The 21,312-nt window shown below is 35.8% G+C and carries 30 protein-coding genes; 27 read left to right on the top strand and 3 right to left on the bottom strand.

The genetic code is table 11. The features are described from left to right. Positions 1-50: 50 nt before the first annotated feature. From H4J57_RS10085 to H4J57_RS09985, 21 genes are all read left to right on the top strand, one after another. Positions 51-590: a manganese efflux pump MntP family protein gene (locus H4J57_RS10085; protein ID WP_070376747.1), complete on the top strand. Its 540-nt coding sequence runs from the start codon at positions 51-53 to the stop codon at positions 588-590. Between the two features lie 226 nt (positions 591-816). Continuing rightward, complete coding sequence (locus H4J57_RS10080; protein WP_259366837.1) at positions 817-1,062, top strand: hypothetical protein; 246 nt, start codon at positions 817-819, stop codon at positions 1,060-1,062. Between the two features lie 507 nt (positions 1,063-1,569). Next, complete coding sequence (locus H4J57_RS20060) at positions 1,570-1,767, top strand: hypothetical protein (protein ID WP_259364962.1); 198 nt, start codon at positions 1,570-1,572, stop codon at positions 1,765-1,767. 166 nt (positions 1,768-1,933) lie between these two features. After that, entirely contained in the window at positions 1,934-2,467 is a 534-nt protein-coding gene (locus H4J57_RS10070; protein ID WP_182242701.1) for a DUF1569 domain-containing protein, read from the top strand. A gap of 198 nt (positions 2,468-2,665) precedes the next feature. Next, positions 2,666-2,884, top strand: coding sequence for a DUF6500 family protein (locus H4J57_RS10065; RefSeq protein ID WP_182172128.1), 219 nt, complete (start codon positions 2,666-2,668; stop codon positions 2,882-2,884). Between the two features lie 99 nt (positions 2,885-2,983). After that, entirely contained in the window at positions 2,984-3,520 is a 537-nt protein-coding gene (locus H4J57_RS10060; RefSeq protein ID WP_182222631.1) for a GrpB family protein, read from the top strand. A 227-nt stretch (positions 3,521-3,747) separates the two neighbouring features. Then, positions 3,748-4,347, top strand: a complete 600-nt coding sequence (locus tag H4J57_RS10055; RefSeq protein ID WP_182242699.1) for a LysE/ArgO family amino acid transporter — start codon at positions 3,748-3,750, stop codon at positions 4,345-4,347. 199 nt (positions 4,348-4,546) lie between these two features. Further along, on the top strand, positions 4,547-4,798 hold the full coding sequence (locus H4J57_RS10050; RefSeq protein ID WP_182222630.1) for a hypothetical protein: 252 nt from the start codon (positions 4,547-4,549) through the stop codon (positions 4,796-4,798). A 133-nt stretch (positions 4,799-4,931) separates the two neighbouring features. Then, complete coding sequence (locus H4J57_RS10045) at positions 4,932-5,285, top strand: hypothetical protein (RefSeq protein WP_070376755.1); 354 nt, start codon at positions 4,932-4,934, stop codon at positions 5,283-5,285. 40 nt (positions 5,286-5,325) lie between these two features. Further along, on the top strand, positions 5,326-5,862 hold the full coding sequence (locus H4J57_RS10040; RefSeq protein ID WP_182215886.1) for a TlpA disulfide reductase family protein: 537 nt from the start codon (positions 5,326-5,328) through the stop codon (positions 5,860-5,862). Between the two features lie 90 nt (positions 5,863-5,952). Continuing rightward, positions 5,953-6,147 (top strand): DUF4177 domain-containing protein, encoded by a 195-nt coding sequence (locus tag H4J57_RS10035; protein ID WP_070376757.1) that lies wholly within the window; start codon positions 5,953-5,955, stop codon positions 6,145-6,147. Between the two features lie 191 nt (positions 6,148-6,338). Further along, a complete protein-coding gene (locus H4J57_RS10030; protein ID WP_182222628.1) occupies positions 6,339-6,614 on the top strand; it encodes a hypothetical protein in 276 nt (91 codons plus the stop codon). A 97-nt stretch (positions 6,615-6,711) separates the two neighbouring features. After that, positions 6,712-7,071 carry a hypothetical protein gene (locus H4J57_RS10025; RefSeq protein WP_182242698.1) on the top strand — a complete coding sequence of 120 codons (360 nt, stop codon included), beginning with the start codon at positions 6,712-6,714 and terminating at the stop codon, positions 7,069-7,071. Between the two features lie 266 nt (positions 7,072-7,337). Next, entirely contained in the window at positions 7,338-7,778 is a 441-nt protein-coding gene (locus tag H4J57_RS10020) for a GNAT family N-acetyltransferase (protein ID WP_220465335.1), read from the top strand. A gap of 146 nt (positions 7,779-7,924) precedes the next feature. Then, positions 7,925-8,338 (top strand): hypothetical protein, encoded by a 414-nt coding sequence (locus tag H4J57_RS10015; protein ID WP_182215892.1) that lies wholly within the window; start codon positions 7,925-7,927, stop codon positions 8,336-8,338. A gap of 178 nt (positions 8,339-8,516) precedes the next feature. Further along, complete coding sequence (locus H4J57_RS10010) at positions 8,517-8,756, top strand: DUF2798 domain-containing protein (RefSeq protein WP_182242696.1); 240 nt, start codon at positions 8,517-8,519, stop codon at positions 8,754-8,756. A gap of 104 nt (positions 8,757-8,860) precedes the next feature. Beyond that, positions 8,861-9,388 (top strand): DUF1439 domain-containing protein, encoded by a 528-nt coding sequence (locus H4J57_RS10005; RefSeq protein ID WP_182215896.1) that lies wholly within the window; start codon positions 8,861-8,863, stop codon positions 9,386-9,388. 115 nt (positions 9,389-9,503) lie between these two features. After that, positions 9,504-9,755 carry a GlsB/YeaQ/YmgE family stress response membrane protein gene (locus tag H4J57_RS10000; protein WP_070376763.1) on the top strand — a complete coding sequence of 84 codons (252 nt, stop codon included), beginning with the start codon at positions 9,504-9,506 and terminating at the stop codon, positions 9,753-9,755. Between the two features lie 135 nt (positions 9,756-9,890). Continuing rightward, positions 9,891-10,037, top strand: coding sequence for a hypothetical protein (locus tag H4J57_RS09995; protein ID WP_182215898.1), 147 nt, complete (start codon positions 9,891-9,893; stop codon positions 10,035-10,037). 534 nt (positions 10,038-10,571) lie between these two features. Further along, positions 10,572-11,288 (top strand): riboflavin synthase subunit alpha, encoded by a 717-nt coding sequence (locus H4J57_RS09990; protein ID WP_182242694.1) that lies wholly within the window; start codon positions 10,572-10,574, stop codon positions 11,286-11,288. An 83-nt stretch (positions 11,289-11,371) separates the two neighbouring features. Then, on the top strand, positions 11,372-11,839 hold the full coding sequence (locus tag H4J57_RS09985; RefSeq protein ID WP_182242692.1) for an N-acetyltransferase: 468 nt from the start codon (positions 11,372-11,374) through the stop codon (positions 11,837-11,839). 161 nt (positions 11,840-12,000) lie between these two features. On the opposite strand, the gene H4J57_RS09980 is transcribed toward H4J57_RS09985, so the two are convergent. Then, a complete protein-coding gene (locus tag H4J57_RS09980) occupies positions 12,001-12,183 on the bottom strand; it encodes a hypothetical protein (protein WP_182215904.1) in 183 nt (60 codons plus the stop codon). 405 nt (positions 12,184-12,588) lie between these two features. Between H4J57_RS09980 and H4J57_RS09975 the strand changes: the two genes are divergently transcribed. Then, the gene (locus H4J57_RS09975) at positions 12,589-13,107 is read left to right on the top strand and encodes a hypothetical protein (RefSeq protein WP_182215906.1); all 519 of its coding nucleotides are present in this window, start codon (positions 12,589-12,591) and stop codon (positions 13,105-13,107) included. A gap of 291 nt (positions 13,108-13,398) precedes the next feature. On the opposite strand, the gene H4J57_RS09970 is transcribed toward H4J57_RS09975, so the two are convergent. Further along, positions 13,399-14,784 carry a lyase family protein gene (locus H4J57_RS09970; protein WP_182242690.1) on the bottom strand — a complete coding sequence of 462 codons (1,386 nt, stop codon included), beginning with the start codon at positions 14,782-14,784 and terminating at the stop codon, positions 13,399-13,401. 495 nt (positions 14,785-15,279) lie between these two features. Between H4J57_RS09970 and H4J57_RS09965 the strand changes: the two genes are divergently transcribed. Then, entirely contained in the window at positions 15,280-15,969 is a 690-nt protein-coding gene (locus H4J57_RS09965) for a tetratricopeptide repeat protein (protein ID WP_182242688.1), read from the top strand. 207 nt (positions 15,970-16,176) lie between these two features. Here H4J57_RS09965 and dmeF read toward each other — a convergent pair whose 3' ends face one another. Further along, positions 16,177-17,106, bottom strand: a complete 930-nt coding sequence (gene dmeF, locus H4J57_RS09960; RefSeq protein ID WP_182242686.1) for a CDF family Co(II)/Ni(II) efflux transporter DmeF — start codon at positions 17,104-17,106, stop codon at positions 16,177-16,179. 102 nt (positions 17,107-17,208) lie between these two features. Here dmeF and H4J57_RS09955 point away from each other — a divergent pair, with 102 nt between their 5' ends. The 4 genes from H4J57_RS09955 (at position 17,209) to H4J57_RS09940 (ending at position 21,312) form a co-directional block, all read left to right on the top strand. Next, positions 17,209-17,484 (top strand): metal/formaldehyde-sensitive transcriptional repressor, encoded by a 276-nt coding sequence (locus tag H4J57_RS09955; RefSeq protein WP_182242684.1) that lies wholly within the window; start codon positions 17,209-17,211, stop codon positions 17,482-17,484. 45 nt (positions 17,485-17,529) lie between these two features. After that, positions 17,530-17,973: a CopL family metal-binding regulatory protein gene (locus tag H4J57_RS09950; protein ID WP_310733717.1), complete on the top strand. Its 444-nt coding sequence runs from the start codon at positions 17,530-17,532 to the stop codon at positions 17,971-17,973. A 286-nt stretch (positions 17,974-18,259) separates the two neighbouring features. Next, on the top strand, positions 18,260-19,729 hold the full coding sequence (locus H4J57_RS09945) for a TolC family protein (protein WP_182242729.1): 1,470 nt from the start codon (positions 18,260-18,262) through the stop codon (positions 19,727-19,729). Continuing rightward, positions 19,726-21,312, top strand: coding sequence for an efflux RND transporter periplasmic adaptor subunit (locus tag H4J57_RS09940; RefSeq protein WP_182242682.1), 1,587 nt, complete (start codon positions 19,726-19,728; stop codon positions 21,310-21,312). The genes H4J57_RS09945 and H4J57_RS09940 overlap by 4 nt, the downstream gene beginning before the upstream one ends.

Here is a 21,312-nt window from a genome sequence, read left to right as displayed (position 1 = left end):
ATTTGGTGTTGTTTTTTTTATGTTTTTTTATTTAACGGTCGAATTGCTTAATGAATGAAGTATTAATTTTAGCTGTGGCATTGAGTATGGACGCTTTTGCAGTATCAATTGGCTTAGGGGCAAAACACAATAGCAAGGTTACGCCTTTGGCATTAATGTCAGCAGTATATTTTGGGCTATTTCAAGGGGTGATGCCTTTATTGGGTTATCTTGGAGGACGAGGAATACTAGGTTGGATGGAGTCTTATGCTACATGGCTAGCCTTTTTATTGCTTTTGCTCATAGGTGTTAAAATGATTTATGAATCTTTTTCTGAAGGCATAGAAGATGATATTGTAAAAGTAACTCATCGCGTTATGCTAATACTTGCCATCGCTACCAGTATTGATGCCATGGCAGCTGGCTTTACTTTTACCATTTTAGCTGTAAATCCATTCGTCGCTTGCTTTATTATTGGTAGCATGACTTTTTTCTTCAGTTGGTTGGGCGTGTTAATTGGCGCTAAAACGGGTACTTGGTTAGAAAGTAAGGCTGAATTCTTGGGTGGTGTCACTTTGATTTTAATAGGCATAAATATCTTATTAAATTAGAGGGTTAATCGGTATTCAACACGTTTACAATGAGCGTTCACATTTGATTCGCGCCATTTCTTATAAATATAGCTAATAATTACTTATTCTTGGGTAGGGTATTTATATTATCTTTGTTGAGGTTAATAAAATGAAAAGTACACTAAAAAAGGTATCAGAGATTGTCGCTAAGGCGAATGACTCGTTCTACAACTAATTTGATAATGTTGATACATTGATGGGCATAATGGATAAAAACCTACGTAACCAAGGCATGAAAGCTGATGCGATTACCATTGATTGCATAGCCCAGAACAAGAAGATCGTTGTACTCATCCATGATGAGAAGCCTGATACTATAGAAATAGCATTGGGTAGCAAAGAAGGTGATATTTATTCGTCGGCTGAATACGCACTAAATGAACTGTCAGAGGCTGTTATTATAGACATTATGGAAAAAAACTTTATCTCACAAGAAAATCACACTAGCTAATTAAAGCTAAAGTAGCCTTTTGCTAGCGCTAGTAAACTGCGCTTAGTCGCTTAGCGGAGGTTATATTTACTCACGGTGCTAATTAAATGATTTCCTGCTTGTTTGAGTTCTTTTTTGTGGTAACTTTAGCGCAGTAAAATGGGATTATGTTCGCTGGACTTCACCTGTAGATCTTATTAATAATTGCTGGGCAGCCCAAAATGCCAGGGTGATGCGGTATCAATAATTTCTCAGTAAGGGGTATTCACATATCCTTGCAAAGAAATATCGTTTGCTTCGTCCTAATACTTTACCTGATATTCTGACGCTTAATGTGGCGTCATACCCCTAGGAGTTTACTTGATTTCACGACTTAACAAAAAAACTTTGATTCGATGGAAGGTCTACATAGATAGGTCGAAAATGTATATTGGATATGTACAATTCCTCCTGATAATTTTCGTTTTTATTAAATCACTAGGTGATAATTTTGTCACTGAATTTGTCTTTACAAGTCCAATGATTGCAGTGCCTATTATATTGTTCACTTTCGTTTTGTTGTCGTTGATTATTGGTTACCTTGATTCCAGACTCGGCTTTCGTGAAGAAGAAATAAGGAACCATTCTAAATCTAATCCTGTGTTAATGGATATTCAAAAGTCTCTTATAGAATTAAATATTAGAATGGCTAAAATGGAACAAGAGAGAAAGTCGAACGATACTTAATGTTTTTACTTTAAAGTCGATTTAAATAATAACTCTTATAACAGTGCCAACATAAGTCATTCAAGTCGGGCAAATTTTAGCTGTGCTTTTTTGTCTAGGACGGTCAATAACCTTTAGTTCACTAAACTTAGCCTCCTATTGGGAGAATAGTTTTTAAGGATTTGAAATGAAACGTAGACAGTTTGTTAAAGCTTCACTGGTAGGTGGCGGAGTTATTTTAGGAGTAGGTGCAGGCGCATTTACCCTGATTAAAGAGGGCAATAAAAATAGCCTTACCGTAGAGATGGCTTTAAAAAAGCTAGATGATTTATCTGATGAAAGTCTTATCCACCAAGGCGAATGGAACCCATATCAAATATTTAGCCATTGCGCACAAAGTGTAGAGTTTTCAATGTCTGAATTTCCAGAACATAAATCGAATTTATTTAAGAGTACGGTTGGTCAACTCGCATTCTCGATTTTTGCATCTAAGGGTAAGATGACACATGACTTAGGAGAGCCTATTCCAAGTGCTCCAATTATTATTAAACATCTAGACTCAACACACGCACTCATTCGTTTAAAACAATCTCTGCTCAACTTTAGCCGTTATCAGGGGATTCTTGCGCCGCATTTTGCCTACGGTGAGCTATCGAAAGCGGAGTATGAAATAGCACATGTCATGCATTTATATAACCATCTTCAAGAGATAAAGACTTAACAATGCCGTGGTCAAGTCACTAAAATCACTCAAATTAATGTTAAGTGCTTTGCATAGTTTCTGTTAATTGAATCTAAAATAGAAACGTTAACTGACTCATCAGGTATTTGCATAGATTGATGTTTATAAAAGATAAAGCCGTTAATATACCTTATAGATCTGTGGGTTAATGGTAAATTTAAAGGCGATGAGTAAACAATGAAAGCAGAGTTACGATTAAAAATTATCAACGTTTGTAATAAAAAAATAGCGAGTAATGGTGACAACGTTGGACTATCATTTTATGCCTTTTTTGCTAATAAAAATGAAACACCTGAACTACTTATGGAAGTTGCAACATGGTGGATACAGACTCACAGATTAGATCATTTCGTTAAGGCGATCAAAATTAAAACCATGGTAGAAAATGGTTTGTAATGAAAGATAACCAATCGCATAATTGATAACATTTACCCCCAATTTTTTCACTGCACTTAATATAATAATCGACTGTGATTTCGCACTTGGTGAGGTTTAATGACAAAGGAACTACAAAATATCAGTCAAGCCGCAATCGTTCTAGAAGCGTATAATCCATCTTGGGATGATAAATTTGCAGCAGAAAAAAAACGCCTAATAGCTGTTGCAGGTGATTGGCTTTATGGTTCTGTTGAACATGTAGGTAGTACTGCTGTTCCGGGCATGATTGCTAAACCGATAATAGATATAATGTTTGGTGTTAAGTCTTTGGAACTCGCTCAACCTGCTATTATAGCGCTTGTCCAAAACGGTTATAAATATTGGCCTTATAAGCCTGAAGTTATGCATTGGTTTTGCAAACCTTCAGATGAATTTCGCACACATCACTTACATTTGGTGCCGTTTGAAAGCCCACTCTGGAATGAACGTTTAAGGTTCAGAAATTTATTACGTTCAAACTCAGTTATCGCTAACGGATACGCAAATTTAAAACAAGAATTAGCCATTACTTATAAAGACGATAGGGATGAATACACTAAGAAAAAGTGGCCTTATATTCAGCAAGTTTTACATGAAAATAAACTCACATCATGAAAATGATTTTACAATGAGTGCTATCTGAAAAAAATATTTAATCTATACAAGAACAAAGCCTTCGGGTTAAAGCAAGTATCTCAACACGCTATGTGCCTAATAGCCGCACAGTGGCATTCGTAAACTTTAAAGTTTACTTAGCTGCTAACAAAAGCTATTTTATTGCCCCCTGTATAAAGGGTTAATCGTAGTGTTTGATTTTTATTCAACTAGAAAAGATAATTTATATGACAACTTTTTTCGCAGGATTTTTTCTTAGCCTCTCTCTTATCCTTGCAATAGGTTCTCAGAATGCTTTTGTTTTGAAGCAGGGAATTAAAAAACAACATGTTTTATTAATTTGTACTATTTGTGCTATTTCTGACGCTATTTTAATTTCATTGGGTGTTGCAGGGTTTGGCGCTATTGTAAATGAGTATCCTTTTATTGAAACGTATGCCCGTTATGGCGGTGCTTTGTTTCTTCTTGTTTATTCTACACTGAGTTTTAAGTCAGCATTCAGTCAACGTCATGTCTTAACACCAGAAGCTAAAGTACAGCATTCAGTTTTAAAAACGATTGCTATCTGTCTTGCTTTTACATGGTTAAATCCTCATGTTTACCTCGATACTATGGTGCTTTTAGGGAGTATTTCAACACAATATGAGGGAAAGCAAATTGAATTTACCTTAGGGGCAATTTCAGCTTCATTCACTTTCTTTTTTAGTTTGGGTTATGGAGCAAGATTTTTAGCCCCGCTATTTCAACAACCAAAGTCATGGCAAGTGCTAGAATTTATTGTTGGGCTTACTATGCTCATTATTGCTTTAACGTTAATCTTTAGCTAAAAGGTATACTTAACAGTGAATTGACTATTGGCTGCCAAGGGAAATGTGTGTATCTGATCACAGCAATAGGTCTTTTATTAACTTTTGTTGGTTTGGGACTTATAGGCTTAGTTAAACAAAAAATAGTTATTATAATCTCCTCAATATTTTAGCTAGATATTAATTGCCTATAAATGGGCATAATCAGTAAAGGTATTATATGAACGCGTGTGAATTAATAAAATTATTATCTAAAAAAGGGACTGAAGATCTATCAACTTCATTACAGTGGATAAAACCGATACCTGAAGAGGGTGCTGCTTTAGTTGAGAAAATAGACATGGCCTTAAATATTGTTAAATTTTCTCAATCTAGACAAGCTGAATATGGAGGGGTAAAATCTTCAAACAATCACTTAGACTCTCTAATACGTTTAAGGGCTGAACTTAACAGTATTCTTGAGAAAACCTAAAGTAAACTAGTTAAACTTAACGATAATAAATTTAAAAGGGCAGGCAATAACGCAAATAGCTGTGCTACTAATTTGGCATTTTGCCAATGATAATATTACTCTCTACTGAGAGCGGATGAGCAAAGGAATGCAAATGATTAAATTGAATCTTTATAAATATAGTAAAGCCTTATCGTTAATTAGTTTAATAGCGGTTACTTATAAATATTGGGGGTTTGGTTTTTGGGAAGCTATTTTTATTTTGCTCCCTTACCTGCTGGTATTTTTGCTTGCAAATCGAGCCGCTTATAGTAGCCCTTTGTTAATAGGGTGTAGGGCGATAGCTGGCGTTATTGTTTCACTATTATGCGCAGTATTATTATTTGGCATAACGCCTTCTGCTCAAGCAGGTATTGGATTTATGTTTGTTGTTGTTATTCAGTATGGTGTTATTTTCGTGAGTGAAGCACTCATTGGTTTATTCACTTATCAGGCTGATGACAAATAAGACTAGTTAAGCAGCGCTAAATAAACATTGGAGTACGACGTTGAAAAAATGGATGTTAATTTCTTTACCTATATTATTTTTTATTGGCTTTGCTGGGGCAAACTACCTGGGCTTTTTATCGCCATCTTTTACATCTGTTGTAAACAAGCCCATTCAAAGAATAGATTTAATAGACCTTCAAGGAAGTCGTCATTCTTTTGATGAACTTAAGGGGAACGATACCGTTATTTATTTTTTTGCTTCGTGGTGCACTCCTTGCTACAAATCTTTAATGACGCTAGAGAAAGTGACCGCTAATAAGCAATTACCCATTAATTTATTAGCTGTTGCCTTGGATGAAGATATTGATGAAATTAACCGCATGTTAATTAAAACTGGTTTTACGGGTAAAGTGTGGATAGCTAGTGAGGGCACAATGGCCTTGCAGAAACGTTATTTTGGAAACGAAGGGCGTGCTGTTCCTTATGTAGTAAAGCTTGATAGAGACACAAATATTATCGAGAGAAGCTATAAATTAAATCAACTTACCCAATGGCAATCAGTTTTAAGGGATGGCGTATCTTTAAATAAAATATAGAATTTATAAGCAACAATTTAAGGGCGGGTAATAAACCTCCTTAGTTAAGTTTGAGGCCGGCATTATTGAATTATTTTGAGGATAAAATTGATGAAACAGTACAAATATAAAATAGTAGATACCAGAGATGTTGAGACAGCAGGACTGTTTAAAGGGAGAAAACGAGAAGATGTTGAAAGTTATCTCAATACACTTGGCAGTGCTGGTTGGGAACTGGTTAACGTAGATTTTCGTGAACTTGAAGGTGGTCTTGAGTTCGCAGGCGTAATGAAAAAAGAAATTTAGGTCATTTACAGGTCTAGAATACTTAACCCGTTTACTATCACTTCATAGCACTGGCGACGTTATTTAACTTCGTTGTATTATTTAGCTTACATTACTTCGCTGATTATTTGGCGTTATACAAAATAGAGAGTTTGGTGGAAAATTCAAAGACTAGGGCTTCAATAAGCTTCAGGTTCAATCGATTAGATAAGATGCAAGCTTTTACACTCGAGCGAGAGATACTAGGCTCATTGTGCGATAAAAATGTTGAAAATAATGTTTATGTTGTTTGTGTACCCTTAACAGACACTAACTTCGACGACATTAGTGACTATTATGTCCGACAAAGAGTTAATATTGAAGACTGTGATATATTTGTATCGGTTAGCTCGGATTCAGGTACTAAATGCTTTGATATACCTGTGATAGTCAATCGCATGCTTAAATATATCGATTGTAAATTAACCTTTGCTTTTACTGTATTATAAAGACTTTAAAACAAGTGAATCAAACGGATAAATTACAGTTGAGGGCCCGTCTATTACAGACCGCAACTTTAGCGACAAAGAACGATAGGGAGATCGAATGAAAACACTATCATTTATACTATTAAGCTTTTCCTTGTCTTGCACTGCGGCAGAGGATTTTTTGAATAAGTATGCGGTTAATATTGATGGCATGCTTATGAGTAAGCTATTACCCATAAACGAAATGGATACGCTGACCCATAAATTTGAACCTGCCATCACTTTTAATTGCGGTGTTAGCAGTCGAGTTTACGCGCTCGATGAGCAGCTAAAATTTAAATTTGAAAACGGTCAGTTAAGAGTTGTTTCAAGCTTTGTCTCAACCGGCAATATAATATCTTATACACCACTAAGAGCATTAAGTGGTTTTGCATTTCGTCCCGCTTTATTTAAAGGTTATTATTTTATTTCTGAGTGATTTTGAGATATAAGTCATTGAGAATGAGTATTAAGAGGGCTGTTTTTTGATTAATTTCAAACAAATAAAAGGCTTTAATTTACTGTTTATCAAATGCTTAAGTGGTTTTTATTAAGTTGAAGCAGAAGCTGAAATAGTCTTTGATGGATAAGTGTTAAAAAACGTAATCGATAGAGTAAATAAAAATCATTAAAAATTTAAATTCAAAACGCATCGAATTAATATCATCATCAGCCGCTCATCTTCACATTGAACTTGAAACACCTTTGTTACTTTCTGAAAAATTAAATGCATCTGTTTCAAGCGATTGGCCTAGCGGTGAATATGACCGAGATGCAATGGAGTTTTTTCTTTCTTGTTTCGAAAAAGGCGGTAAATTAGCTGAAGGTTGGTATGGCTGGTATGCTATAAATATTGCCGTTTCAGGAGAAAGAACTCTCGTGGGATCAGGTGGATATTTTGGTCCCCCAGATAGTAATGGAATAGTTGAGATTGGCTATTCTGTGCTACCTAGTTGGCAATGTCGTGGCTATGCAACAGAAATTGTTAACCTGCTCATTTCTCATGCCTGCTCCTTCGAAGAAACCAATAGTATTATTGCTCATACTGCACCCGAAAATAAAGCGTCTAAAAAAGTGTTGATTTCTAATGGTTTTAGGGAAGTTGCAATGAATGATGGCCTGCTGAGTTTTGAGTATACTCGTTAGATTTATTGCTTTAATTGCAGTTGATATTTTAGGTAAAACCAGCGCTTTATAGTGCAACGACTAAATTTGTTACGGTGAGTTGTGCTATATATTTTAATAAAATAATTTATCCCTTTAATCTGGGGATTTTTAAGGAAATTACCTTTATGGATTTAATAAAAATTATATTACCTATCGCTTTAACGACATCGTTGTTGTGTCATGCTGAACAGACCCCATTAGAGCGATCTTTATCGCAAGAGTTGACTAAGGCAGTTACTAAAATTAACGCTAAAGGTGCTCAAATAATTGATGAAGAAACAAGACTTGATTACGCAGCAACATTCAAAAATTTCATTATCTATAATAACACTATGATAAATTACAGTGCTGATCAACTTGATGTAAAGGCTTTTGAGCCAATTATTGAGAAAGTGTTGATAGGTACATTATGTGCGAATAAAGCGTTAGAAAGTTTTATCAATTTGGGGGTAATAATGGTGTACCGCTTTCACGGTAAAAATGGTTTATATATAACAGAACTTTCAAAAGATATGTCTACTTGTAAAAAAATACAATAAGCTATTTAAATAATGGCAACCTTAGGTTCTTTCCCTGATAGATATTTTATAAATAATTAAATTACCGGCGAAGCTAATAAATGAACAGGGTTATTTAGCGCAAAGTTAACAGACATAAAAATTTTCTTTTTAATCTCAGAAAAACACTGAGTCTTAGAACAATCTATGAGTATTTAAGATGATTTCACGTAAATATCACAAAGTTGTATTTTCTTTTTTTATGGCGTTACTTATGTCCTGCGTAATGTCTTTTGTTATTAGTGTGTTTAACGTAGGTATGGTGACGAATATTGTTCCTATATGGTTAAAAGCGTGGGGTTTCGCTTTTATCTTTGCCTTTCCAACTATTTTAATTATATCTCCTATTGTACATAAATTGGTGAGTTTTGTTTTACACGAAGAAGAGCATAATATTTAATATATGATTTAGACGAAAATAATAGTTGGCATTTATTACGGTGTCGTTTATTTTTAGCTAGCTGATATTTTGTTTAAAGTGTTGTTATTTTTTAAGGAAAAGTTATGTTTCGAAGCATTATGTTTGTTTTTTTATCGCTACTGAGTCAGTTTGCCGTTGCGTTAGATTACACACAGGAAATCACAGAACAAGAGATACAAGAAAAAATATCAGCTTTTATGCCAATCGAAAAAAAGAAATATTTTGTCACTGTTACCCTATCAAATCCTATAATAGATTTACTAAAAGAAAGTGATGAAATAGGTATTCGTGCAAATATTGACGCTAGTGCTCCCGGTGGAATTAAGGGTAGCGGTGAAGTAATGATTAAAGGCACATTAGATTATGAGCCTAAAAAAGGTGAGTTTTATTTTAAAAACCCTACAATTATTAGTTTAGCCATTGATAAAGTTCCTAAAAATTTCACTCCAAAAATACAAGATATTGCGCAGGCCATGCTTTCAAAAGTGATGGCCGTTTATCCAGTTTATAAATTTAAAGATGATAATGTAAAACACAAATTAGCCAAAGCAGTATTGAAATCATTGGAAGTAAAAGATGAAAAATTAATTATAACGCTTGGTGTGTTTTAAATTAACAAACAGTTGACTAGTGTTGTTTACTGTAGATATAGCCAACTTATATTTTACGATTGTAATGTGACAGATTGTCGCGCATTGAAAAAGATTTAATAGCAGAGGTGAATTTATGGATTTAACAGAATTGGTGATATTTTTAGCTATCGGTGCTTTAGCCGGATGGTTAGCGGGAAGGTTAATGAAAGGGGCTGGCTTTGGCTTACTCGGTAATATCGTTGTTGGCATTATAGGCGCAGTGGTTGGTGGCTTTGTCTTTGGCTTACTTGGTATATCTGCTGGCGGAGTCATTGGTACAATTGTTACGGCGACTGCGGGGGCGGTTATATTGATATTTGTTGTTGGTATCATAAAAAAGGCCTAATAGACTGATACGACAGATGAAATAAAAGCATTATCCCTTAATTTTATCTATTATAATGGTAATCAAGGGCGCAATTATTCCGGGGATGCCGTATTATTCATGTTAGAAATTTAAGATACCCAGAGGAGAATACGAGTGGCTAAGCAAAATTACTCTTTCGAAAAACGTCAGAAAGAAATAGCTAAAAAGAAAAAAAAGGAAGAAAAACGTTTGAAAAAATCAGCTGTGGAGGAGGTACCGTCAGAAGACGAGCAAGTTGTCTCTGAAAATGACGATAAATAACACCTGATAGCTTCATACTTGAAGTCATTAAATAAGGTTGGCTTTGCTATTTTTTCAAATTTTAGCCAACTATTTTAGCTTATATAACTTGTGTTTACTGATAAGTGTTATTGCAGCGTCTTTATTTTTATCGTTTTCTTTTTACTCACCGGTCGTGTCTCCAGTACAGCATTAAATAAAAGAGCTCATAATAATGCCAAAGCAGGCGATTACTATGAATCGTTTGGTTAACCTGATGCAGCTAAAGAAGAACGAGAGATGGCTAGGGAAAATCTTGAAAATTCATACCGTATTGACCCTATTTTATTTGATTTATTATTTGGTCACAGCGAAAAATAAAGTATAGTTTTTGATGTTTTTAATTAAATATGCAGATCGAAACTTCTAACCATTCAATGCCTCAACACAATTTGATATCCTTAAGTGATAACAACAAACTGATTGGCATAGCTTATCCGACAACAACGTTCATTTTTTTCACTGCTTAACAATGTATGAGTATTAAGCGTGTTGCTAATTAAAGAAGAGATATTTATGTTTACAGGAATAATTCAATCGATAGCTAAAATTATCGATATTACAGATGAAAAGGGTATCAGAACTTTTGTTATTGATTTCAACAAAGGTTTTTGCACTGATCTAGAAATAGGAGCAAGTGTTTCTGTCGACGGAGTATGTTTGACGGTTACTGAAATAGTGTCTGAATTTAGGGTCAAGTTTGATGTAATGCTACAAAGCCTTTTAATAACGACCCTCAGCGAATATGGAAAAAATACTTGTGTCAATGTAGAGCGAGCAGCTAAAGAGGGTGCTGAAATTGGTGGTCATCCTCTGTCGGGGCATGTGGACTTTAAAACCCCTATTGTCAACATTACTCACATAGAAGACAATTATTGTATCCGTTTAGGTTTGTCAAAAGAATGGAAGCGCTATGTCTTTCCAAAGGGCTACATTGCCTTAAACGGAGCTAGTTTAACCATTTCTCAAGTGAATAAGACAGAGCAGTGGTTTGAAGTTTGGTTAATTCCTGAGACTCGAAGGATGACAGTGTTTGAGGCTAAGACTGTTGGCGAAAATATTAACATAGAGATAGAACGTGGCACTCAAGTTGTTGTTGACACTTTACGCGATACACTGGAAGAAAATCTAGGGGCTTTACTGCCGTTATTTGAGAAAATTCTGTCTGAACAAGGCGTTGATATTAATGCGTTAGGGCATAATGTAAAATCCCCAATAAATAAAAACAGCTAAAATAGTAGGCTATTGTTACGTGATATTAGCCGTTTTAAACGGCCAATATTTAATTGATATTTAAGTGTGAATGTAGAGTGTTTATGGATAACGAACTAGTCATTAGGGAAGCAAAATTAAGTGATCATTCGTTTATTTTTAAACTTTCACCTATTTTAGCTGACGTTGCTCAGTTATCTTGGCATTCTGACGATGTTATTCAAAAAATGCAATTTGATTATATTGCTGAAATGCTTGCTGAATCATCACAAGCCAACGTTACCTTTATCGCTGAAAAAAGTGATGTTTCTTTGGGGTTTATTCATGTTAGAACCCATAAAGACAGTATATCTGGTGAGATGTGTGGAACAATACCTTTGTTGGCTGTTTCACCTGAGTCACAGGGTTTAGGTGTTGGTAAGATTTTAATTGGGTTTGCTGAGAAATGGTCTAAAAATTTAGAGTGCAGGTTACTGCATCTGGAAGTTTTCGCTAATAATAAAAAAGCAAACGACTTCTACCAAACGTTAGGTTTTAAACCTGAAACGGTGCAGATGATTAAAACGATATAGGTTGTTATATTTTTAAAACGTAGTGACGCTACTGGGTCGTTCACTACGTTTATTGAGTGTTTTGAAAGCGGTTACTATCAATTGATATAACTTAAGTTAACCCACTTTGTGATTCTCAGCGTTTATTGATCTGTTAAACGGCTGTGATCGCACTCACCTTGCTATATTTCAGTTGCAGAGGCTACTGTCGTATATTCATAGTTAAATGCTCTGACTTTCTTACCTGAGTCAGCTATAAATTCTACGGTAGTTGAACGGGGTAATATCAATACTGCCTCGTATTCTTCACCCGTTAAAAAAGTGTCATTGCCACATACTAGGTCTTGAGTTAATTTTATCCGCATTACTAATCTTCGCTATGTTAAATTAATTTAACTTATCATATCATCTTTTTATGAACATATTAGTGCAAAAATTCGTCAGGCTGATTTCAATGATAATTTTGGCTAATATGGTAAGAATAATCAGCCATTAATATACAGAGATGGATTTGCGAATTTTTAACATTTAAAGATTAGAGTTTGATTATACTGTCAGCTAAGGTGGCAATTATCGATTTATTTTCACTAGTCGATGACTCTAAGGCTTTTCTAAAAAGCCGAGATGGCCGTGAAGCTTTTAAATTTTATCAGGTCACATGTTAATAAAATATCAAGCAACAACGTCGTTGAAAATAAATATTTATCGCGAGGGCATCATTATAGCGGTAGTATGGAAAATTAACTAAAGCGCAGGTAAGGCAACTTTATATGTCATCTAGAGTAAGACTGATTCTTTCGGCGGGGATCTCATTTTGTTTTTATTTTGCTTGGTCATATTGGGCGAATGGTTTAGTCAGTGAAGATCAATCACTAGTGTTAAGATCGGCAATTGTGCAAGGAACATTAAGCGGCACGATTACTATTTTATTTACTTTTATATTAGAAAAATCAGTGTCGAAATTTGGGCAAAGTTATCTTTCATTAATATTTGTTGTGCCTATCATCTGTACAGTGTTTTCTAAAACAAAACAAAACATCGCCATTTTCAGAACTTTCAGAAATGCCTTAGACCGCTCGGCTAAATATTTAAGTAATAACGCTATACCAGGTACTTTGTTAGCACCACTCTTACCTATAGCGATTCAATCTAGCATTGCCATTGGTGTTAACTTTATTAACCAGACGCCTAATTTATGGTTAACGGTTACACCTAGTATAATCATTACCGCTATTTATGGTTATGTGTATACTTTCACTTTACTGAGTAAGCCTGCTGAGCCAGCTTGATTAGCTAACTCGATTATTTATAAAATTAATTAAATTATATTTTCCAATTAAATTTAGCCTACAGTACTATCTGGTTAATTATTGGCAGATATTGAAATATGTTTACTGTCTTTGATTTTTAGTTTTCTTACTGAAAATAACATTGAGTTAACCCATTTCAATAATGAACGATTAACGAGTTAGTAAGCTTGGTATTTCATCTTAAATAACGACTAATCGATGAGTTAGAACTCCGTGATCACCTCTAAAAAGATCACGGGGGAAGTTTTTCTTTATTGGCAAAGCTACCGGTTATTGGCTTTTATTAACACCACCAATTAGCTTTTTAGGATCTAATCGTGCCATAAGCTCTGCTTCACTAATATTGGTTAGTTCGATAGCAACATCTATTACGGTTCTTTTTTCTAGGTATGCTGTTTTAGCAATCTCAGCACTTTTTTCATAGCCGATCAATTCAGTTAACGCGGTTACTAAAATTGGATTTTTTGCTAAATTTTGCTTAATTTCATCATGATTCACGCTTATATCTTTGATAACTTTATCAGCAAGTGCGTTAGCGCTTGAGCTGAGTAGTTGAATACTTTGCACTAACGTATGAGCGATTAAAGGTAGCATGGTATTAAGTTGGAAGTTGCCAGATTGTCCTGACAACGTAATGGTTGTGTCATTGCCGATGACTTGTGTGCAAGCCATTAAAACCGCTTCAGGGATCACTGGGTTGACTTTCCCTGGCATAATACTGCTACCTTTTTGTAGTTCAGGTAATCGAATTTCATTTAATCCATTTAATGGTCCACTGCTTAGCCAGCGAATATCATTGCTGATTTTACTTAAACTAACCGCGGTGGTTTTAAGAATACCGCTAATGCATACCGCTGTATCTTGTGCACTAATTGCCCGAAAATAATTATCGGCAGGCATGAAGGTTAAACCGGTGTTCTCGGTTAAGGTACGAGTGACAATAGTGGCAAAATCTGGGTGTGTATTAACTCCAGTACCTACAGCTGTGCCGCCAATGGCAAGCTTGTATAAACTTGGTAAGTTATTTTGTAGCTGGTCATAGGCATAACTCACTTGAGCACTCCAACCACTTATTTCCTGAGCAAAACTTAATGGCATTGCATCCATTAAATGAGTACGGCCTGTTTTTATGGTGTCATGATGCTGACCGGCTTTGTTGTCTAAGGTGTTACGTAAGTGTTCTAGCGAGGGTAATAACTGTTCAGCGATAAGTTTTGCTGCACTTAAGTGGATACAAGAGGGGATCACATCGTTAGAACTTTGTCCCATATTTACATGATCATTAGGGTGAACGTTTATGGTTTGATTACTTTTTAACTTAACTAATGAAGCAATCACTTCATTTGCGTTCATATTCGTGCTGGTTCCCGACCCTGTCTGGAAGACATCAACGGGAAACTGATTATCGTGGAAACCATCCGCAACTTCTTTGGCAGCCAATTGAATTGCTGCAGATTTATCAGCATCAAGTAGACCCAGTTCTTGGTTCGCTTGTGCAGACGCGCTCTTGATTGTGCCTAATGCCCAAAGGAAAGCGCGTGGCATTTTTAAATCGCTAATGGTGAAGTTGGCTAATGATTTAGCTGTTTCATTACCGTATAAACAGGCAGTTATATGCTTTTTATTAACTGTTGTTTTATCGTCTTTTTTTTGCATTTAGTTAGCCTTTTAAGTATCACGCACATTAATCATAGAGAAAGGTCGAAAAGAGTCTATTGAATAGGGTTATTTCTCAAATATTAGTTTTGCCTTAACCGTTTTAGGTAATTAGCATCATTCAATTTTTCTCTCTGATACTGTGCGAATGAGTTTATTTGCTCTACATTAAGACTACAGGTTACCGTTTTATCTTGCCAATTTAAAGACGCTAATTGTTTAGGTGCAATAAGTACCTTTTTACCGCCGGGCGAGCAATTAAAGGTATCAAAATAATTGTGGCAACTAAGGCCCATATAGAACTCGATAGTTGCTTTAAATATTTTCTACCAGACACTTAAATTATTTATGGCTACTACGCAAAAGTCGTTAATTAAATTAATTTATAAATACCATTGTTATATTGTTATATTGTTATATTAAATTTATTCAGATTTTAACCATGAGTTAAGTCTGGTTCTATAAAACTTTGTTTACTTTATATGAAGGAATAATATGAAAAGTATCAAACTATTAGCGGGATTTTTAATTGGTTGTTTTTTATTTAATGCCAATGCGGAATCAGCAATAAACTATAGTTATTGTGAGCGCGATTGCAAAATGGAATATAACTTTTTTAAGACATATGCTAGAGAAGGTTCGTCTTTGGCAAACTTAGCGATGGCAATCATGAATTATAGAGGTCATGGGCGTGAAATAAATATACCTTTAGCCAATAAGTTACTGATCCGAGCAGCCAGAGATGGTGAGCCTGGTGCAATGTATCAACTTGCTTATAATCTGATGTATGGTTTACACATGGAGCAAGATCTTGAAAAAGCACTCGTTTGGTTTAAAAAAACCGAAAGGTTTAATGTCTTAAACACTAAACGTAATGTTAGTTTGCTAACGCTGCTTTTAAATGAAGAGCAAGTTGAAAAACGACCTTCAATAAAAGCATTACTGAGTAAAGCGAGCCAAACAAAAGAAGAGCGGTTGTCTAACACAGAAAATGATGATGGCATCGAGCATATTGCAGTGACTCATCAGTTCTACTGGGATTATATTTTGTACAATGCCGAGCTGCAAACTTGCACGGTAAAATGTTTACCAACGTCATTCAATACCCTAGTTCCTTTAATTCATGTTGTTAACGAACAAGCACTGTTGAATGAATTAACATTAGCGGTTAGCGCTAAAATTTAATAATCAATTAATAGCTAGAGATTAACCATATGCTGTCAATGCTATGGGCAATGGTTATAAAGCTTATCTCACATTAGCAACCCTTTTGGGGCTGCTAATGTGGCTGCATTTTAATTTTAAGGATGAGAAACATCGTAAAAGTAAATTTCAACTTTAACCGCTATTACATCATTAAGTCATAAAATTACCGATGTTTATCGCTTCAAGTTAGGTCATGCATTCACTTTGATCATGGCGTATTTCAATAGATATGTGTGATAACTGTGGTAAAAATCCTTTTAAAATACGTTCATATTCGTTTGAATCTAAAGGCTCGGCAGAGGTTACTTTAAGAATTGCTGCTTGGTGTGCGCTTGCTATTTTCCAAACATGAATATCGTTGATCACGCTATTTTTTTCACTTAATACCGCTGATATTTCATCCATGGTTGATTTCTTTATCGATTTATCAAGAAGTACTTCACTTGATTCTTTAATTAATCCATAAGACCAACGCAAGATAACGATGGCACCGACAATCCCCATGAGTGGATCCATCCATAATAAACCAATATATTTACCCACCAATAAGGCAACAATCGCTAATAAAGAGGTGAGGGTGTCCGCCAGTACATGAAAGTAGGCGGCTTTCATCGTATGGTCGTGCTGGTGCTGGTGCTCGTGGTTGTGGTCATGGTGATGGTGATCATCATGTAAGATGAAAACAGAGGCAACATTCACCACTAACCCTATAATCGCAACAACGATTGCTTCGTTAAAATGAATTGATAGCGGGGCTGACAATCGCTGAGCAGATTCAATTATCATCATCAATGCGACAATCGCTAATGCAATTGCACTGGCAAAACCACCTAAAGAGTTTACTTTGCCTGTTCCAAAACTAAAGTCTTTATTACTGGCATGCTTTTTAGCATAAGAGTAAGCAAAAATAGCAATAAGAAAAGCGGCAGAATGAGTGCCCATATGCCAACCATCAGCAAGCAGAGCCATAGAACCAGACCATGTACCAGCAGCAATCTCAAGTACCATAATGATGGTTGTTAGCCAAAAAACAATTTTTACTTTATTTTCATGAAGCTTACTGTCAATACCAAAATCGTGCGAGTGTTCCCACTGAATACCACTATCTTTTTTCATTAAATATCTCCATCGGTTGCTTAATGCAGTTAGTCATAGCATCAATATATTTTTTGAAATATACTATACCCTAGTATACTACAATTCAAGTAAAGGAAATTTATGTCACATACTGCCGCCGGAAATAAAAAGCTGCTTAGTCGTGTTAGACGAATAAAAGGCCAATCAATTGCTCTAGAGACTGCTTTAGAAGGAGAGCCCGATTGCATGGCTGTTTTGCAACAGGTTGCTGCAATAAAAGGTGCGGTTAATGGTTTGATGAAAGAAGTGCTAGAAGCTCATTTACGAGAGCATTTAGGTGCGGAGGATATGACAAAAGAGCAACGATTAGCAGAAGTAGAAGATGTTATTTCTATTCTTAAAAGTTACTTAAAATAATCACCGTAATCAACACCGATGAAAAGTAGTGATTAATATTTTTTATTGAATAAAAAAAACAGCTATGTAATCATTTATCATCATCATAATATTTTGTTGGCTACTTTGAGATTTCTTTTCCCTAAAACATTAATAGTATTGTTCGTATGTTTGGCCTTTGTTGGTCAGGCAATGGCGTCTACTAGTATGGCTTATCAAATGATAGGTATGAAGGTAATGAATGCGCAGCCACAAGATATGTCTATGATGGATCACAGCGACCACATTATGGCTAGTGACTCAACTGAGCAGTCAGAAAATACAAAAGAAGATTGTTGTACGTCTTCATGTAAATGCTCTGCTGGCGGTTGCTCTATGGTTATCGCATTTATCAAAGGTGTTGCAGGTAACGGACCTGTCGCTAATTTTTCAGCTAAGATCTTTTCTTCTTCTAGTTTGGCTTTAAGCCAACAACCAGCATCTTTGTACCGCCCACCAATATTAAGCTAAATACAGGATAAATGCCTCCAAATTTTGGACCATTTATATCATTACTCTTGTATTAGGCTCTTTTGATATTGCGTTGTTATAACAACTTATCACTGATAAAAAACCTAATTAATCAAAAATATTAATTGATATCCCTCTTGGAGGGGTTATGTTTTCAAAAAAATTCACACCAAAATTAATGGCAGACTTTGCTGTTGGCTCATATAATAAAGTGCCTGCACTTGCTACTGTGACGCGACCGTTAACATGGGTTCTGACAAACGGTGTTCCATTAAGGAATATGCTGATGAATAATCACAACATCAATAGTAAGTTTTACTTAAAATACAGTGCAGGGCTGCTTGCTTTGATTGTCATTTCTGCCAGCGCCTCTGATGTTAAAATGGTTAAGAGCCCGCCACCATTGTCTTTTATAAAGGCAGTTAAGGTCGCTCAAAAAAATGATCCTTGGTTAACGGGGAATGTTCATCAACAAAACGCTCTTGAATCGATGAGCTCAGCTGCTAGTACCTTACCCGATCCTAAAATGTCAATTGGCTTGGCAAATTTACCGACTAACGGTTTTGACTTTGGTCAAGAAGGTATGACGCAAATTAAAGTAGCTATTTCACAAATGTTTCCACGTGGCAACAGTTTAGCGATTAAAAGCCAACAACTAAAAATTGAAAGTGAAGCGTTTCCCTATCAACGTAAAGACAGAGAATCAAAGGTTGCGGTTACCGTAGGAAGTTTATGGTTGGACACCTATCGAGTTCAGCAAAGTATTGTCTTAATTGAAAAAAACAGATCGTTATTTGAACAGTTAGCCGATGTAGCAACTGCAAGCTATTCATCGGCTTTAGGTAAAACTCGTCAACAAGATATTGTTCGTGCGCAATTAGAATTAACCTATTTAGAAGACAGGTTAGATAAATTAGCACAGCAGAAAAATCACTATGAAGGCATGCTTTTACCCTGGCTAAACACATTTTATAAGACGGGTAGTACAATAGATGAAACGTCATTACTAACTGACTTTTCTTCACATGATATTGTAGTCAGTCATCAATTACCGCAAATAGAGTTAATGAATAGTCACTTAGTTTTGAAAGAAAATTGGCTTACACCAGGAGAGTTGCTGCCATATTTTTCAAATCACCCGGCGGTTATTGCTGTCGATAAGAAGGTGACTGCGACCAAAACAGGGATAAATTTGGCGCAGCAAAAATATAAAACTGAATGGGGTGTAAATGCAAGTTATGGCTATCGTGGCGATGATGCTATGGGAGGAAGTCGCGCCGATTTATTCTCTATAGGCGTAACTTTTGACATCCCCCTTTTTACTGAAAACCGACAAGACAAAGAAGTTCAATCGGCGATATCTCAAGCAGAAGCGGTGAAAACCGAAAAGTTACTATTACTAAGACAACTGCTAGGTGCTTACTCGAGCGCCAAAGGAAGACTATTGCGCTTAAACGACAGACAAAATTTATATAAAAATAAATTATTACCACAAATACATGACCAAGCAGAAGCCTCTTTGACTGCTTATACCAATGATGATGGCGACTTTTCAGAAGTTGTTCGCTCACGTATTGCCGTGCTAAACGCTGAAATCGACGAGCTAACACTTAATGTAGAAGAGCAGAAGATAAGGCTTGAGCTTAATTATCTTTTTATTGGCGGTGCCAATTCGGTCGCTATACAAAACAAAAATAGCAAACTGGCTTTAGACAAAAGTAGACGAAATACGATTATTTCGGGAGAAAAACAATGAGCACATCTACCTCAACCAAATACACTAAACCATTAGTTCTTGGTATTATTATTGGTGGGATGCTGACTGTTGCTCTCACTAAACTTATCACTTCGGGCAGTAACTCAGTTTCGGATGTTACGTCTAAAGAGAAAGTGCCACTTTATTGGGTCGCACCAATGGATGCCAATTATATCAAAGATAAACCGGGTAAATCACCGATGGGCATGGATTTAGTACCCGTTTACGATGACGGTGGCAAAGGACCTGATGAAGGTCCCGGCACCATTCGTATTTCACCTGATGTAGTTAATAATTTAGGCGTACGTACGGTAAATGTTCAATATAAAAAGCTCAATAGCCAAATTAATACTGTTGGTTATGTTACGTATAACGAAGATAAGCTTGTTCATATTCACCCTCGTGTACAAGGGTGGATTGAGAAGCTCTATGTTAAAGCGGTTGGAGATCCAGTTAAAAAAAATCAGCCATTATATGATATTTATTCTCCTGAGTTAGTTAATGCCCAAGAAGAGCTACTGCTGGCATTAGAGAGAAAAAATAATCGATTAATTAATGCGGCAGAAAATAGATTATCAGCACTACAGTTACCTAAACTAGCGATTAAAGAACTAAAGAAAACGCGAAAAGTACAACAAAAAATAACTTTTTATTCACCACAAACCGGTGTTGTTGAAAGTCTAAATATCCGTGAAGGTTTTTTTGTAAAGCCAGGTACAACATTAATGTCGGTAGCTAATTTATCGGAAGTTTGGGTTGAGGCTGAGGTGTTTGAAAGTCAAGCAAGTCTAGTTAAAACCGGGTTACCCGTTACCATGACACTTGATTATTTACCGGGTCAAAAATGGCAGGGACAAGTGGACTATATTTATCCAATACTTGATGCTAAAACACGTACTGTGAAAGTTCGTTTACGTTTTAATAATGAAGCGGGTGACTTTAAGCCTAATATGTTTGCAGAAATTACCATAGATACAACAAGTGATAAACGAACACTCATTATTCCTAAAGAAGCGTTAATTCGCACGGGTAATCAAGACAGAGTTGTTTTGGCATTAGGAGAAGGCAGTTTTAAGTCAGTTGAGGTTTCTGTTGGGCGTTATGGCAGTGACAGTGTTGAAATACTAACCGGCCTTACTGATAGCGATAAAGTGGTGAGCTCGGCACAATTCTTATTGGATTCTGAATCGAGTAAATCTTCTGACTTTAAACGTATGCATTATCAGCTGGAACAAACAACGTCTGACTCAAATGACTCAATAGCGATGACGATGAGTGATAGCAATGATAACGTTATCAAAGAGAGTGTTTCCTCTGCAACAGTCAATGGTACCGTTATTTCGACCATGGTAAATCATCGAATGGTGACTATCGACCGAGAAGCCATTGTGAAATGGGATCGAGAAGCCGATAGAGTCGATTTTATTGTCAATGAAAAGGTTGATATGACCTTATTTTCAATCAATGCCTATGTGATGTTTACCTTTGAAATTCGCGCGGGTAATTTTATTATTGTTAGTGCTATGGCAATGTCGGCACCTGGTGTCGATACAAATAACATGACTAACGACGAAAGGAAATAA

It is taken from the genome of Colwellia sp. BRX8-7 (genome assembly GCF_014077275.1).
GTDB lineage: Bacteria > Pseudomonadota > Gammaproteobacteria > Enterobacterales > Alteromonadaceae > Colwellia_A.
The sequence above is the reverse complement of the archived record's forward strand: the minus strand, read 5'-3'. Positions and strand labels throughout refer to the sequence as shown.